Consider the following 14,423-nt stretch of genomic DNA (forward strand, 5'->3'; position numbering starts at 1 on the left):
CTCTTACCTTAAATTATAATTGGGCGCTTCTTTCGTAATAATTATATCATGTGGATGGCTTTCAATTAATCCTGCCTGTGTTATCCTTACAAATTTAGTCTTTGTCCTTAATTCTTCAATATTTCTTACGCCACAGTACCCCATCCCTGCTCTTAATCCCCCAACCAGCTGGTAAACCGTATCTTTAAGCGGTCCCCTATAAGGTACTCTTCCTTCTACCCCCTCCGGCACCAATTTCCCTGTCTCTTCCTGGAAATACCTGTCCGAACTTCCTTCTTTCATGGCACCTAATGAACCCATACCACGATATACCTTGTAGCTTCTCCCCTGATATATCTCTATTTCTCCTGGACTTTCTTCGGTACCAGCAAACAAACTCCCTATCATAACAACAGAAGCTCCTGCCGCGATAGCTTTTACAATATCCCCTGAATACTTTATACCGCCGTCTGCAATAACAGGAACCCCGTATTTATCCGCCTCTTTAGCACATTCATAGATAGCAGTAATCTGCGGAACTCCTACACCAGCTACTACCCTCGTGGTGCAAATTGAACCGGGTCCAATACCAACCTTTACTGCGTCCGCTCCTCTTTCAATTAAATCTCTTGTAGCTTCTGCAGTAGCAACATTTCCCGCTATAAGCTGCACATCAGGATACTTCTCCTTTATTTTAGCGACGGCTTCCAAAACCCTTACTGAATGTCCATGAGCTGTATCTACTACTATAGCATCCACACCCGCTTCAATTAGCGCTTTTACCCTATCCATCATGTCTTTTCCGACCCCAACTGCAGCTGCTACAAGAAGCCTGCCTTTTTCATCTTTTGCAGCATTTGGAAATTCTGCAGCTTTTTCTATATCTTTTATAGTTATTAGCCCCTTTAACACGTTATTTTCGTCAACTAAAGGTAGTTTTTCTATCTTGTGTTTTTTGAGAATTTGCTTTGCCTCTTCCAGTGTGGTCCCGGGAGGTGCTGTTACCAGATTCTCTTTAGTCATAACTTCTCTTATGGGTTTGTTAAGATCATCTTCAAATCTTATGTCTCTGTTTGTTATGATACCGACCAGTTTGGAATCTACTGTGATAGGAACTCCAGAAATTTTATAACGGGCCATCAGTTCGGCCGCATCTTTTATAGTGTGGTCAGGAGAAAGATAAAAAGGGTCTGTGATTACGCCGTGCTCTGACCTTTTGACCTTGTCCACTTCCATTGCTTGTCTTTCAATGGACATGTTTTTATGTATTACTCCTATTCCCCCTTCTCTGGCTATAGCTATAGCCAGACGCGCTTCTGTCACTGTGTCCATCCCAGCGCTCATCAATGGAATATTCAACTTGATCTTTTTTGTAAGCTTCGTTTTTAAATCTACATCTTTTGGCAAAACATCAGATTTTGCTGGAAGCAGAAGGACGTCGTCAAAGGTCAGTCCCTCCATTACAAACTTCTCTTCCATTATTCCATCTCCTTTGCATTTTATTATAGCATACCTCATATTTAAAGTCTTTGCCAAATAATTAGAAGCTCTAAAAAAATTGTGGCCTTATAACTTATTTTCTCACCAATTCCGACAATTTTACTTTTCAATATATCAAATTTAAATTTTTTCGTCAATAATGACAGGAGTACTCGATAGGGGCTTTTTTAATTCCAATCACATTTTCTGCTTCATTATCTGCTGAAATCCTACAGTATCTTGCAGTATGAATACCAAATTTTACGCAAAAATGACAATTGCTTTTGTAGACTAAAAGATATGATAAAATTATGGTATAATCCAAAAAGCTTTGAGAACATGTGGAGGGTAAAAAATGAACAATATCCTTATAAAAAGAGGAAAACTCGAATATGCCAAAGATTTTTCTGAACTTATTTCCCTTTCCGCTCCTTCTTTCTTCCCTTATCTTTTTGGACCTAAAGTAAAAGAGCTAATGGAAAATTTATTTAAACAACCTAAAAATTTTTTCAGTTTTGAGCATTCAATCTTTGTTGAAATAGATAACAAAATAGCAGGAATGGTTTTAGGATATAGTTTTGAACAAAAGATAGAAGAAGAACTAAATACTGGTATACTTCTTGCTAAATATTTAAAAAGGGACTTTCTCAGAAAACTTCCTTATTTATTTAAAGCTGAGAGTATATTAGGGAAAATCACAAAAGAAGAATACTACCTGAGCAATATTGCAATATATTCTGAGTTTAGAGGTCTTGGATTAGGAAGTAAACTGTTAGAGGAAATAGAGCAAGAGGCAAGAAAACTAAAGTGCAAAAGGATAGTGTTGGATGTAGAGATAGAGAATGAAAAGGCGATTAAATTGTATGAAAAATTAGGTTATAAGATAATAGAGAGATCACCTCTTTTTAAAAGTAGGGATAAAAACTTTCAATTCTTCAAAATGCAAAAAGAGTTGTGAATTCTCTCACTTCTTCTTCCTTATCACAGGTGATTATTATCACAAGGTTATTACTGATTTTTAGCTTTGCAATAAAAATAAGGACTCTAACTTTTGCTGTTAGAATCCTTATTTTTTATGTTGTTATTTTTAATATACAAGTTTTAAAATGGTGCGCCCGAGAGGACTCGAACCTCCGGCACGCAGTTTAGGAAACTGCTGCTCTATCCTTCTGAGCTACGGGCGCACGGTTTTCACAGATTCATTTTATCAGACAATATAGAATCTGTCAAGGGCAGAAAAATTAAAAAGGCTGAGGAAGCCTCAGCCTTTACATCATGTCCATACCTGCGCCCGGAATATTCTTTTCTTTTTCTGGTATGTCCACTACTATAGCCTCTGTTGTTAGGATCATTGAGGCAATTGAAGCAGCATTCTGCAAAGCAGTTCTCGTAACCTTTGTCGGGTCTATAATACCTCTTTTGATCATGTCTGTAAATTCTTCTCTATAAGCATCATATCCAAAGTTCGGGTCTTTAGCGGCTTTAATTTTTTCTACAACTATTGAACCATCTACTCCTGCATTTTCAGCTATCTGTCTTACGGGTGCTTCCAAAGCTTTTAATACTATCATAGCACCTGTCTTGAAGTCTCCTTCTAATGAATCAACTACTTTCTGTACATCTTCCATAACATTAAGAAGTGCTACTCCGCCACCAGGAACTATACCCTCTTCTACTGCTGCCTTCGTAGCTGCAAGTGCGTCCTCTATTCTGTGCTTTTTCTCTTTGAGTTCTGTTTCTGTTGCAGCACCCACCTGAATCACTGCCACGCCACCAGCGAGTTTTGCAAGTCTTTCTTGTAATTTCTCTCTGTCATAATCTGAAGTAGTCTCTTCTATTTGAGCCTTTATCTGATTAATTCTCTTCTTGATGTCTTCTGGATTGCCTGCTCCACCTACAATTGTAGTATATTCTTTTGTGACTTTAACTTGTCTTGCACGTCCTAACATATCTAATGTAACATCTTTTAGGTCATAACCCAATTCTTCAGAAATTACTTGCCCACCTGTTAAAATAGCAATATCCTGGAGCATTTCTTTTCTCCTGTCGCCAAATCCAGGTGCTTTTACGGCTACGCAGGAGAAAGTACCTCTTAATTTGTTAACAACCAAGGTTGCTAAAGCCTCTCCTTCTACATCGTCAGCTATTATGAGAAGTTTCTTACCATGCTGTACTATCTGCTCCAGAAGTGGGAGTAAATCCTGAACATTTGAAAGCTTCTTGTCCGTTATGAGTATTACAGGCTCTTCAAGAATAGCCTCCATCTTTTCTGCGTCGGTTACCATGTAAGGTGAAATGTAACCCCTATCAAACTGCATACCTTCCACGACTTCAAGGGTTGTACCAATGGTCTTTGACTCTTCTACAGTAATTACTCCATCTTTCCCAACTTTCTCCATTGCCTCTGCAATAAGCTGTCCAATCTCTTCATCGGCGGCTGAAATGGCAGCTACATGAGCAATTGATTCTTTGTTATCGATAGGCTTAGAAATCCTTCTCAAACCTTCGACTGCGGCTTCCACAGCCTTCGTCATACCTCTTCTTAAAAGCATCGGGTTAGCGCCAGCTGCAAGGTTTTTGAGTCCTTCTAGTACCATGACCTGAGCCAATAATGTAGCTGTGGTTGTACCATCTCCTGCTACATCGTTAGTTTTTGTAGCAGCTTCTTTCAGAAGTTGTGCTCCTTGATTCTCAAAAGGATCCTCTAATTCAATTTCTCTTGCAATTGTAACACCGTCATTAGTAACAGTGGGAGTCCCGTACTTCTTATCAAGAACTACATTCCTTCCTCTTGGACCTAAAGTTACTTTTACAGTGTTAGCAACAGCATTAACTCCTCTTTCCAGAGCTTTACGCGCTTCCTCACCGTATTTGATCTGCTTTGCCATTTTCACTACCTCCTTATTCGATTATTGCTAGAATATCGCTTTCTCTTAAAAGCAAATACTCTTCTCCATCTAATTTGACTTCCGTCCCAGCATACTTGGAGAAAATCACTCTATCTCCCACCTTAACTTCTGGCTCAACTCTTTTGCCATCTATGTATTGACCTGGTCCTACTGCAACAACTTCTCCCTGTTGTGGCTTTTCCTTAGCTGTGCCAGGTAAAATAACTCCGCCTTTTGTTACCTCTTCAGACTGCAGGACTTTTACTACTACTCTGTCCCCGAGTGGCTTTAGTCTCATATCTCTCTATCCCTCCTTCCATTATTAGCACTCAAACTTTATGAGTGCTAATTCCAATCTCTATATTAATTTAAGTGGTAAAACATATCAAACTCGAATACAGCTCATTTTTGACTGTTTCGGACGATTATTTAGGGTTTTCCCCGCGTTATTTCGTGTTTATGCCGTTATTTATCATTTTAGGCTTTATTTCTTTCTTTTGTATCTTTTAATAAAAAAATACAGGGAATGATCACTCCCCTGATTGACCTTCTTTTTTATTATTCCCTACTTCTTCTGATTTATAATGCTTTAAGTAATTTATCATATTGTACATATACTGTTGCTGTTCTTTTGTGAGCATGGATTTTAAATTATCTATGACAGCCTGCTGTTCCTTTGAAAGTCCCTCCAGAATCTTTTCTTCCGGATTATCATTTTCTTCTACTTTTTCTTCTACTTTTTCTTCCACTTTCTCTTCTATTTTTGCATCGGACATATGAGTAATTTTTTCTTCCTGCAAAGTCTTAACTTCACTTTCTTCCTTCGTCCTTTTCCCTTTTTGATTCTCTTCTTCTACATGGTTTTTTTCATCTCTTGTCTGCCCTTTTATCTCCTTCATATTGTTCATAATACCCTCAGCTTTATTGATAACTTCCAAAAGTTTTATATTCCTTGCTAATTTGTCTGTTTCCTCCAGTTTCTCTTGAGGAATGAGCGGCCTTATAGCCTCATATATTTCTACTATTCTGTCAAAGGGGTTGGTTTTCTTGCCTTCTTTTGAGAACTTATCTATTTTTTCTTGCAAATTCTTTAAAGCCTCATGAAATTTCAAAAACTTATCAACTATTTCTTGTTTATCTTCAGATATGTAGGGTTTGATGGCATTTAAAATTCCAATCTTGTCGGGTTCTTTTTCTTCTTCTGTCTCTATGTCTTTTTCCGATAAAGAAAAAAGCTCTTTCTGGAGTTCTACTATCTCTGCCATTTTTGTAAACATCTCAACATAGTACTGTTCTTTTTTATTAAGATAAGGCTTTACGCTTTTCATAAACTCCTTTCCCTTAGTTATTATCTCATAAATGTCTGTTTTTTTCTCTTCAACATCCTCTTCTTTTTTAAGCTCTTTTTTTTCCTCTAAGTCTTTTTGCTCTTCATCTGTCTCTAAAAGCTGGTATTTTACAAAAGCCAGTATAAGAAGTTCTATCGCAATTATTTTAAGCAGGACTTCCCTTTGCAATGTAGATTCCCCCTATATCTTAATTGCTACATTAAAATATATGTAATGGGGCAAGTCTATATTATCATAGACTTACCCCTTTCCTTCTAATTTTTATCCAAGACGATTATACCTGGTATAAAGAGGAAGATTAGGAGAATTATTATAAAAATCCAGAACCAACCTGCCACAAATCCTACACCTTTTTCTTCCGGCATTTATTTCCCTCCCTTCCTCATGACAATCCAGCTAAAGACCACAGAAACTTTTTGACTTTTTTCCTCGGTTTCTCCTGTTGCAAAACTACAAGAAGTACAAAGAAGAAAAGAAGGCTATCTATTTCAAATTTTACATCTAAAATGACTGTGAGAATGACAAAGAAAAACAACAAAGTATCTCCTGATATATTCATTCAAATTCACTCCGTTCGGTTTAAGTAAGGGGCTCTACCAGAAGGGTAGAGCCCTTCAGTTTATTTTACCTCGTTAAAAAACCAACCCCATCCTCCATCCATTATTATGACTAACAGTATGAAGAAAAGCAGCAATGTCTCTAATGACCATGTTACATTGAGCCATCCACCACCTAATGCTAAGACTAATATCAAGAAGAAGAAGAGCAAATTAGTTTCGCCAAAAACCGTGCTTGTTCCAGCCATACAAATCCCCCTTCAATTCGAATTTATCCTAAATTTCATGCTTTAGGCTCTTCTACAATGATTCCTGGTACAAAGAGGAATATCAAGAGAATTATTATTATAATCCAGAACCACCAACCGAATCCTGCTCCGCTTTTATCTACTGGCATGAATTTTCCTCCTTTCAAGTTCTGCTTTTAAGTTTAAGGTCTTTTCAAGACCTACTACATAATATGAAGAAACATTCTAAGGTGACACTTTTTAAAAAAATCACTATCAAATTTTCACAAGACTCATATTGTGTTATTAGCAGAAAGGAGGTTCATGCTGTGAATATCATCCCTTTTATCATGGTCCCAAAAATCATTAAAGAAGCATCTTATATTAAGAAAATAGATAAAAGACTTCTAAACAAGGCTTCTTACCTAAGAAGTGAAACTGTCCCAATAATTCTCTACTCAAACCTCTCCTATGAGGTATTAAGATCTAGAATAGAAAAATTAGGGGGAAGTGTAAAATTTGAACTTCCCATAGTAAAAGGCTGGTCAGTAAATCTCCCCTGCAATAAACTCAAGCATTTAGCTTCTTTGAAAGGAATCCATTTTATAGCAGAAGATTCCGTTGTAAAATTACAGCTTCATATAGCCACCCAGGAGATAACTTCAAGAAATGCAAATGACCTAGGATATACTGGAAAAGGAGTAACCATAGCATTCTTAGACACCGGTATATATCCCCATCCAGATTTCACAAAACCCAAAAATCGCATATTGGCCTTTTACGATGTAGTAAATGGAAAAAAACAACCTTATGACGACAACGGCCATGGCACGCATGTAGCAGGAGATGCAGCTGGAAATGGCTATGCTTCTAACGGAAAATACAAAGGTGTCGCTCCTGAAGCAAATATAGTAGCGGTTAAAGTACTAGACTCTTACGGAAGAGGAAGCTCCTCTGATATTTTGGCAGGTATGCAATGGGTTTTAGACAATAAAGACAGATATAATATAAGGATCGTCTCTCTTTCAATAGGAGAGACTCCGGCTCTTCCAACTTTTTTAGACCCATTGGTAAGAGGAGTAGATAATTTGTGGAAAAATGGAATAGTAGTGGTGGTAGCCGCAGGTAATTCAGGCCCTAATTACAATTCTATTACTTCTCCTGGAACAAGCAGAAATGTAATAACAGTGGGAGCTGTAGATGACAAAAGAACACCGAATATAGAAGACGATGAAATAGCAAACTTCTCAGGAAGAGGAGGACCTTACCTTTACAAGCCAGATGTAGTAGCACCGGGAGTAAAAATAGTATCTACAGCTTCCGGCAATGTACCTTTCGGCGCCGACGAGATAATGATAAACAAACCTTACAGAAGTGCCACAGGTACTTCAATGGCTACTCCCATGGTAGCCGGAGCTGCAGCTCTTCTGTTAGAAAAAAATCCTCGTCTTACAAACATCGAAATAAAAAATATTTTAAAAAAGACTGCTGTTAAAATTAATGAGGCAGGCCTCTGGACACAGGGAAGCGGAATGGTAAATGTAGAAGAGGCTTTAAAAAAAGTGTGAGGAGGGAACCCCCTCCTCACAGCTTAATAAAATTCAATATGAATTGATAAAAAATTGGTATAAAAATGGAAGGTAACAAATTCCCAACCTTTATATTTTTAATCTCCAACATGTTTAGAGCAATGGCAAATATTAGAACTCCTCCTATTGAGGTCATATCATCGATTACGGATTTTACTAAAACTCCCTGTAAAAAAGATGCTCCAATCGTTATAGAACCCTGGTATAAAAATACAGAGAAAGCTGAAAAAACTACTCCAATCCCAAAAGTAGAAGCAAAAATTATGGAAGATATACCGTCTAACATGGATTTGGCAAAAAGTATGCTATGGTCCCCAGATAATCCTTCCTTTAACGAGCCGACTATAGCCATTGCTCCCACACAGTATATAAGGCTTGCGGTGACAAACCCCTTGCTTATGGTAGAAGCCCCATTTTTGCTAAATCTTTTTTCAAGTCCCTTTCCTAATCTATTCAGATAACCATCTATATCAATAGCCTCTCCTATTACTCCCCCTATCACAAGGCTTATAATAACCACCATTAAATTGTTAAATTGAAGTCCGCTAGAAATTCCTATGATAGCTACACTCAAAGCTACGCCCTGCATTACTATATTTTTAAATCTTTCTGGAATTCCTACCTTAAGAAGGGTTCCAATAGTACCTCCAACAATTATAGCAATCGAATTTACAATCGTTCCTAGCATTTATTCCTTCCTTTCCCCAAATATTTTCTTTCCCATCTCTCTCCCATAGTAGAATAAATACTGTTGAGCAAATCCGGATAACTCCCCAAATTTATCAATTGCAAATAATTGAATTTCTACAGGACTTCCTTCCCTCTTTAAATACAAATGTTCCATTATCCTCTTTATCCAGACATCTGTAGGGAATATATCATATCTTCCAATCGAGTAAAGAATCACACAATCGGCCACTTTTGGCCCAACACCGTTTATAGTCATCAATATATCCCTTATCTCGCTGGTAGTGTATTCATGAAGTTTCAAAAGATTAATTTCACCAGAGAATACCTTTGAAGCAGCATCAAAAATATATTTTGCCCTAAAACCACATTTTGTCTTTGCTATAGTTTCTACATCGTACATCACAAGCTCCTCAGGCTTAGGAAAAGTGTAGTAGATCTTGCCCTTGTATTCTATTGGATTTCCAAAGGTAGATGCCAGATTTTCTACTACTTTCTTTATTTGAGGGATTCTGTTATTCTGGGAAACTATAAAAGAAACCAGGGTTTCCCAGGTGTCCTGTCGCAATATCCTGATTCCCTCACCAAATTTTATTGCTTCTTTAAGAATAGGGTCCTTAGAAAGACTTTCTTTTATCTTACCGTAATCTCTTCCTAAATCAAAATAGTCAAACCATATATCGTAAAAGTCAGTTAGATTAGTATTGTCAATAACCAGAGTATCTCCTTCTAATCTCACATTTATTACCCTGTCATAAGCGACTCCTGTATAGCTTCCATCTTCCTCTTCATTCCATCTGAAGCACTGGCCACTCTCAAAAGTTTCCTTAAGGTTAAAATCTGCAATCCCCCTTACAATTACCTTTGTCCCCTTTTCTTCCACACTATATCTCATTCTCCTCACCCACATGAGTTTATATTTACTCACTACCTATCATATTTCGCCCTGCTGTTATTTATTATTATATAATTTTTTTTGAACAAAAAAAAGCCGAAAATCGGCTTTTTTTGTTCAATACCATCCTTTTGCTTTCATAGCATCTGCGACCCGCTTTACAGATAGCATATAGGCTGCCGTTCTTAAATTTACATTATATTCTTTACTCAAATTGTAAACACTATTGAAAGCTTCTACCATCATCTGCTCCTCTCTTTTCAAAATTTCTTCTTCTGTCCAGTATAAACCGTAAAGATTCTGCACCCATTCAAAATAGGAAACCGTAACTCCCCCTGCATTAGCAAGAATATCAGGAATTATTACTGTTCCCCTTTCCTCTAGAATCTTTTCTGCCTCTGGTGTTGTAGGTCCATTTGCCCCTTCAGCGACAATCTTAGCTTTTATATCCTTAGCATTTTTCGTAGTGATTACATTCTCAAGAGCAGCAGGAACAAGGATGTCTACATCTAATGAAAATATTTCATCTTTAGGAAGTTCTTCTGTCCCCTCAAACCCCTTTATATTGCCTGTCCTTTCTTTATACTCCATCAATTTCGCAACATCTATCCCCTCTTTATCGTAAATGCAAATCCTACTATTCGAAACGGCAACTACCTTAGCTCCGTACTCCTGCAAAATTAACGCAGTATAGCTTCCTACATTTCCAAAACCTTGAACCGCTACTTTTGCCCTTTTTAGGTCTATACCAATCTTTTTGGCTAACTCTCTCACTGTGACAGCAACTCCAAAACCAGTAGCAGCTACCCTTCCTCTGGATCCTCCTACACTCAAAGGTTTACCAGTTATTACGGCAGGGCTATCTACTCTGGATATTTTATTATACTCATCCAGCATCCATGCCATTATCTGGCTATTTGTATTTACATCCGGAGCGGGGATGTCTTTATTAGGACCTATTTCTTCATATATAGCATCTATAAAGCCCCTTGACAATCTTTCTAATTCTTCCTTTGAAAGCTCTTTAGGATTTACTGCAACTCCTCCCTTAGCCCCTCCATAAGGTATCCCAACTACAGCACACTTAAAAGTCATCCAAGTAGCCAGAGCTTTTACCTCGTCAGCAGTTACATTAGGATGAAATCTTATACCTCCTTTTGTAGGACCTATAGCGTTATTGTGCTGCGCTCTATAGCCTGTAAATACTCTTACACTACCGTCGTCCATTTTAACAGGTATTGAAACTTCTACCACCTTATGAGGTCTACTTAAAATCTCATAAACTAATGGGTCGGCACCTAACTTGTCACAGGCCATTTTAATTTGACTTTTTGCAATTTCGAAAGGATTCAATGTCTTTTCCTGCATATTTATACCCCCTAAAGTGCAAGATTAAATTTTAATATGAATTTTATCACAATTCTTTTTCACATTAAAGTCTTTTTATTGTAAGCTTTCTAATTTTTTTAATAAAAAAATCGCGCCCATTTTTAAGGCGCAATTTTTACCCTTATTCTCCTTTGCTCCTTAAATATTCATCTATAGCTTTTGCGGCTTTTTTGCCTGCTCCCATAGCTAAAATCACAGTAGCAGCCCCTGTTACAGCATCTCCTCCTGCAAATACACCTGGTCTGGAGGTTCTACCTTCTTCGTCTGTTATTATTCCACCCCATTTTTGAACCTGAATATCCTTCGTAGTAGAAGGTATAAGTCTATTAGGACTAGTACCTAAAGCCATTATTACTGTATCTACTTCTATAGTAAATTCTGAACCAGGTATCTCTATAGGTCTTCTTCTGCCCGAACTATCGGGCTCTCCTAATTTCATTCTTATCACTTCCATACTCTTTACCCAGCCATCTTCCGTTCCGTTTATGCGTATTGGATTTGCTAAAAACTCAAACTTTATTCCTTCCTCAATAGCGTGTTCTATCTCTTCGGCTCTCGCCGGCATTTCTTCTTTTGAACGCCTATAAACAACTATTACTTCTTCTACTCCTTCAAGCCTTAAAGCAGAACGAGCAGCATCCATTGCAACATTTCCTCCACCTATAACTGCTACTCTCTTCCCTACGGCTATGGGAGTATCGTACTCAGGAAATTTGTAAGCTTTCATAAGATTTATTCTCGTTAAAAACTCATTAGCAGAATAGACCCCATTTAAGTTTTCTCCAGGAATTCCCATAAACCTTGGGAGACCGGCTCCTGTACCGATGAAAACTGCTTCAAATCCCTCTTCTTCCATGAGTTCGTCTATTGTAACTGTCTTTCCTACCACTACGTTTGTCTCTACCTTTGCTCCCAGTTTCTTTAACCTTTCTATCTCGGCTTCCACAATTCTTTTTGGCAATCTGAATTCAGGAATACCATAGGTCAAAACCCCACCCAAAGCGTGCAAGGCTTCGAAGATAGTAACATCATATCCCATTTTCAAAAGGTCTCCAGCACAAGTCAATCCTGCAGGACCGCTCCCTATTATAGCAACCTTTTTATTCTTTTTTTCTACTTTTACATCTTCTTCAATTCCTTTTTCCAATGCATAATCAGCCACAAACCTCTCCAGTCTCCCGATGGCAATGGGCTTACCTATTTTATTTAAGATGCAGTTCTTTTCACACTGTTCTTCCTGTGGACAAACTCTCCCACAAACTGCAGGAAGACTATTTGTGCTAGTTATTATCCTATAAGCTTCCTCAAACTTCCTTTGAGTTATAGCTTTTATAAACTCAGGAATCCTCACATGGACGGGGCACCCGGCCACACAAGTAGGCTTAGGACATTGTATGCAACGAGAAGCTTCCAATACCGCCTCTTCCTCGCTATAGCCCAAAGCCACCTCATCAAAATTCTTTATTCTCTCCTTCGGATCTTGCTCCCTCATGGGTACTCTATCCTTAACGGCCATGGTGACCACCTCCATGTTCCTTCTCATATAGCTCTAATGAAATCTTTTCCTGTTTTTTAAACATATTCAATCTTGTCATAGCTAAATCAAAATTTACAAGATGACCATCAAAAATTGGACCATCCATGCAGACAAATTTAGTTTCTCCTCCTACTTCAATTCTGCAGGCCCCACACATTCCAGTTCCATCTACCATCAGAGGGTTCATACTCACTATAGTAGGTATATTGTATTCTTTAGTCATCTTGCAGACATTTTTCATCATTATCACAGGACCTACCGTAATGACAAAATCCACTTCCTTATCGTTTTCCAGAACATCCTTTAAAACATCTGTTACAAAACCTTTTTTGCCAAGAGTCCCATCATCAGTAGCATAATGGACTTTATCACAAACAGCCTCCATTTCTTTTCTAAAAATCACATACTCTTCGCTTCTTCCGCCTAAAATCGCTTCTACTTTATATCCTTCTTGATGAAGCATTTTTAACTTCGGGTAAAGAGCAGGTATTCCAACGCCTCCTCCAACCCCCAAAATCTTCTTTGCATTTTTCGGAACCTCCATTGTATTCCCCAAAGGACCTACAAAATCGGCTATATAATCTCCTTCCTCCAACGTACCCAAAAGCTTGGTAGTTTTACCAACTTCCTGAAATACAATGGTCACCGTGCCTTTTTCAGAATCATAATCTGCAATGGTAAGAGGAATTCTTTCCCCTTTCTCATAAACTCTTAAAATCACAAACTGCCCGGGCTTTGCACTTTTCGCAACTCTAGGCGCCTCAATATCCATGAGCTTAACAACAGGATTTAATACTTCCTTTCTCACAATTCTGTACATCTTCAACACCCTTTTCCTCATTTATTTTTATTGACGTACAGGTTTTTTACATGTATATTTACCCCAAGGACATTTAAAGCTGTCATATGCTCTACTTGCCTTTTAATATTCTTTATAGCCTGCTTCAACGGTGCTACAAGATTAAAACCGTATCTCATAGTAACTTCAACGTTTAAAATTATTCCTTCTTCTCTCTTTTCCGTTATTACCCTGTTAACTTTATAAACTTCTTCAAATAAAAGAAGTTCATGAGAAACAATAGAATTTATAACCCCTTCCGAAACTGAATATTTCCCAAAATAGCTGTAATTCGGGCGCACTATGGTCTTTTCGTAATATCCACTTCTCCTTTTCCTGAAAATCCTGAGAGGGTCAAGAAGATATCCTGAAAACTGCTTTTTTACTTCAAAAGTAGGAACAGGGATAACATGTTTCCCCTCTAAAAGTCTCTTTTCACGAGCAATTTCTATTTGTTTTGGAGATAGTATATCTTCAATATACATTCTTACGCTGACAGGCGGAAGTGACAGTTTTTCAGCAATTGCATCTACCATTCTGTCGGATGTCCCTATTATTAAAATCTTATCGGGTTTTAATTCTGCAATTGCCTTTTTCACTTCCTCTGCATGCTTTGGATCTGTAAACAAAGCCCTTTTTATAGCACCAATCTTTGTAGCCTCTTTTTTGGCGGAAATTCCCGCTACAATGCTATTTCCCTTTATCAAAAGCCCATCGTCAATTATGAATCTTATCCCGTATTTTCCTGCAATAAAAGAAGCATGATGACTTTTCCCTGTTCCACTTTCACCTACCAAAGAATAAACTTTCAATTACAAAAACCCCCCGTAAAATTTGAAATGCCTTTTATAATACAATTATACGTAGTTTCACAAATTTTTCAACAATGACTTTCTCATACCCCCCTTACCTATCCCCACAGTGTTTATTATATCTCCTCTTTGAAATCAAAGTCAATACCAGCCCTTCCCTTCATCATGCAAATACCATGCCAAAAAATAAAAGTGCC

Annotated in this window: 14 protein-coding genes and 1 tRNA gene; 2 read left to right on the forward strand and 13 right to left on the reverse strand. The window is 37.8% G+C overall.

Translation table 11 applies throughout. From position 1 onward, the window contains the following. Window positions 1–3 precede the first annotated feature (3 nt). Window positions 4–1,458: an IMP dehydrogenase gene (gene guaB, locus ACPLVE_RS03240; RefSeq protein ID WP_424609834.1), complete on the reverse strand. Its 1,455-nt coding sequence runs from the start codon at window positions 1,456–1,458 to the stop codon at window positions 4–6. A 355-nt stretch (window positions 1,459–1,813) separates the two neighbouring features. Between guaB and ACPLVE_RS03245 the strand changes: the two genes are divergently transcribed. Further along, window positions 1,814–2,416: a GNAT family N-acetyltransferase gene (locus ACPLVE_RS03245; RefSeq protein WP_424609780.1), complete on the forward strand. Its 603-nt coding sequence runs from the start codon at window positions 1,814–1,816 to the stop codon at window positions 2,414–2,416. A 149-nt stretch (window positions 2,417–2,565) separates the two neighbouring features. Here ACPLVE_RS03245 and ACPLVE_RS03250 read toward each other — a convergent pair. The 6 genes from ACPLVE_RS03250 to ACPLVE_RS03275 all read right to left on the reverse strand — a co-directional run bounded on the left by ACPLVE_RS03250 (window position 2,566) and on the right by ACPLVE_RS03275 (window position 6,500). Further along, a tRNA-Arg gene (locus ACPLVE_RS03250) sits at window positions 2,566–2,642 on the reverse strand. A gap of 84 nt (window positions 2,643–2,726) precedes the next feature. Next, a complete protein-coding gene (gene groL, locus ACPLVE_RS03255; protein ID WP_424609781.1) occupies window positions 2,727–4,346 on the reverse strand; it encodes a chaperonin GroEL in 1,620 nt (539 codons plus the stop codon). A 13-nt stretch (window positions 4,347–4,359) separates the two neighbouring features. After that, the gene (groES, locus tag ACPLVE_RS03260) at window positions 4,360–4,644 is read right to left on the reverse strand and encodes a co-chaperone GroES (RefSeq protein ID WP_424609783.1); all 285 of its coding nucleotides are present in this window, start codon (window positions 4,642–4,644) and stop codon (window positions 4,360–4,362) included. A gap of 232 nt (window positions 4,645–4,876) precedes the next feature. Next, complete coding sequence (locus ACPLVE_RS03265; RefSeq protein ID WP_424609785.1) at window positions 4,877–5,863, reverse strand: hypothetical protein; 987 nt, start codon at window positions 5,861–5,863, stop codon at window positions 4,877–4,879. Between the two features lie 214 nt (window positions 5,864–6,077). Continuing rightward, entirely contained in the window at window positions 6,078–6,254 is a 177-nt protein-coding gene (locus ACPLVE_RS03270) for a hypothetical protein (protein WP_424609787.1), read from the reverse strand. Window positions 6,255–6,314: 60 nt separating this feature from the next. After that, a complete protein-coding gene (locus tag ACPLVE_RS03275) occupies window positions 6,315–6,500 on the reverse strand; it encodes a hypothetical protein (RefSeq protein WP_424609789.1) in 186 nt (61 codons plus the stop codon). A 329-nt stretch (window positions 6,501–6,829) separates the two neighbouring features. Here ACPLVE_RS03275 and ACPLVE_RS03280 point away from each other — a divergent pair, with 329 nt between their 5' ends. Continuing rightward, on the forward strand, window positions 6,830–8,047 hold the full coding sequence (locus ACPLVE_RS03280) for a S8 family peptidase (protein ID WP_424609836.1): 1,218 nt from the start codon (window positions 6,830–6,832) through the stop codon (window positions 8,045–8,047). A gap of 16 nt (window positions 8,048–8,063) precedes the next feature. Here ACPLVE_RS03280 and ACPLVE_RS03285 read toward each other — a convergent pair whose 3' ends face one another. The 6 genes from ACPLVE_RS03285 to ACPLVE_RS03310 form a co-directional block, all read right to left on the reverse strand. Beyond that, window positions 8,064–8,756, reverse strand: a complete 693-nt coding sequence (locus tag ACPLVE_RS03285) for a DUF554 domain-containing protein (RefSeq protein WP_424609790.1) — start codon at window positions 8,754–8,756, stop codon at window positions 8,064–8,066. Continuing rightward, window positions 8,757–9,650: a DNA-3-methyladenine glycosylase family protein gene (locus tag ACPLVE_RS03290; RefSeq protein WP_424609791.1), complete on the reverse strand. Its 894-nt coding sequence runs from the start codon at window positions 9,648–9,650 to the stop codon at window positions 8,757–8,759. It lies immediately after the preceding gene. A gap of 117 nt (window positions 9,651–9,767) precedes the next feature. Further along, the gene (locus ACPLVE_RS03295) at window positions 9,768–11,018 is read right to left on the reverse strand and encodes a Glu/Leu/Phe/Val family dehydrogenase (RefSeq protein WP_424609793.1); all 1,251 of its coding nucleotides are present in this window, start codon (window positions 11,016–11,018) and stop codon (window positions 9,768–9,770) included. 142 nt (window positions 11,019–11,160) lie between these two features. Next, the gene (gene gltA / locus ACPLVE_RS03300) at window positions 11,161–12,555 is read right to left on the reverse strand and encodes an NADPH-dependent glutamate synthase (protein ID WP_424609794.1); all 1,395 of its coding nucleotides are present in this window, start codon (window positions 12,553–12,555) and stop codon (window positions 11,161–11,163) included. Beyond that, window positions 12,545–13,396, reverse strand: a complete 852-nt coding sequence (locus tag ACPLVE_RS03305) for a sulfide/dihydroorotate dehydrogenase-like FAD/NAD-binding protein (RefSeq protein WP_424609796.1) — start codon at window positions 13,394–13,396, stop codon at window positions 12,545–12,547. Before ACPLVE_RS03305 ends, gltA begins: the two co-directional genes overlap by 11 nt. Window positions 13,397–13,413: 17 nt before the next feature. Next, entirely contained in the window at window positions 13,414–14,226 is an 813-nt protein-coding gene (locus ACPLVE_RS03310; RefSeq protein WP_424609798.1) for an Asp23/Gls24 family envelope stress response protein, read from the reverse strand. Window positions 14,227–14,423 lie beyond the last annotated feature (197 nt).

This window comes from Caldanaerobacter sp. (assembly GCF_049701115.1).
Classification (GTDB): Bacteria; Bacillota; Thermoanaerobacteria; order Thermoanaerobacterales; family Thermoanaerobacteraceae; genus Thermoanaerobacter.

What these genes read in the sequence shown, in the direction of transcription:
- groES (WP_424609783.1), bottom strand. Translation starts at nt 4,644, where the DNA reads ATGAGACTAAAGCCACTCGGGGACAGAGTAGTAGTAAAAGTCCTGCAG.
- groL (WP_424609781.1), bottom strand. Translation starts at nt 4,346, where the DNA reads ATGGCAAAGCAGATCAAATACGGTGAGGAAGCGCGTAAAGCTCTGGAA.
- ACPLVE_RS03245 (WP_424609780.1), top strand. Translation starts at nt 1,814, where the DNA reads ATGAACAATATCCTTATAAAAAGAGGAAAACTCGAATATGCCAAAGAT.
- ACPLVE_RS03305 (WP_424609796.1), bottom strand. Translation starts at nt 13,396, where the DNA reads ATGTACAGAATTGTGAGAAAGGAAGTATTAAATCCTGTTGTTAAGCTC.
- ACPLVE_RS03290 (WP_424609791.1), bottom strand. Translation starts at nt 9,650, where the DNA reads ATGAGATATAGTGTGGAAGAAAAGGGGACAAAGGTAATTGTAAGGGGG.
- ACPLVE_RS03285 (WP_424609790.1), bottom strand. Translation starts at nt 8,756, where the DNA reads ATGCTAGGAACGATTGTAAATTCGATTGCTATAATTGTTGGAGGTACT.
- ACPLVE_RS03280 (WP_424609836.1), top strand. Translation starts at nt 6,830, where the DNA reads ATGGTCCCAAAAATCATTAAAGAAGCATCTTATATTAAGAAAATAGAT.
- ACPLVE_RS03295 (WP_424609793.1), bottom strand. Translation starts at nt 11,018, where the DNA reads ATGCAGGAAAAGACATTGAATCCTTTCGAAATTGCAAAAAGTCAAATT.
- ACPLVE_RS03275 (WP_424609789.1), bottom strand. Translation starts at nt 6,500, where the DNA reads ATGGCTGGAACAAGCACGGTTTTTGGCGAAACTAATTTGCTCTTCTTC.
- ACPLVE_RS03270 (WP_424609787.1), bottom strand. Translation starts at nt 6,254, where the DNA reads ATGAATATATCAGGAGATACTTTGTTGTTTTTCTTTGTCATTCTCACA.
- guaB (WP_424609834.1), bottom strand. Translation starts at nt 1,458, where the DNA reads ATGGAAGAGAAGTTTGTAATGGAGGGACTGACCTTTGACGACGTCCTT.
- gltA (WP_424609794.1), bottom strand. Translation starts at nt 12,555, where the DNA reads ATGGCCGTTAAGGATAGAGTACCCATGAGGGAGCAAGATCCGAAGGAG.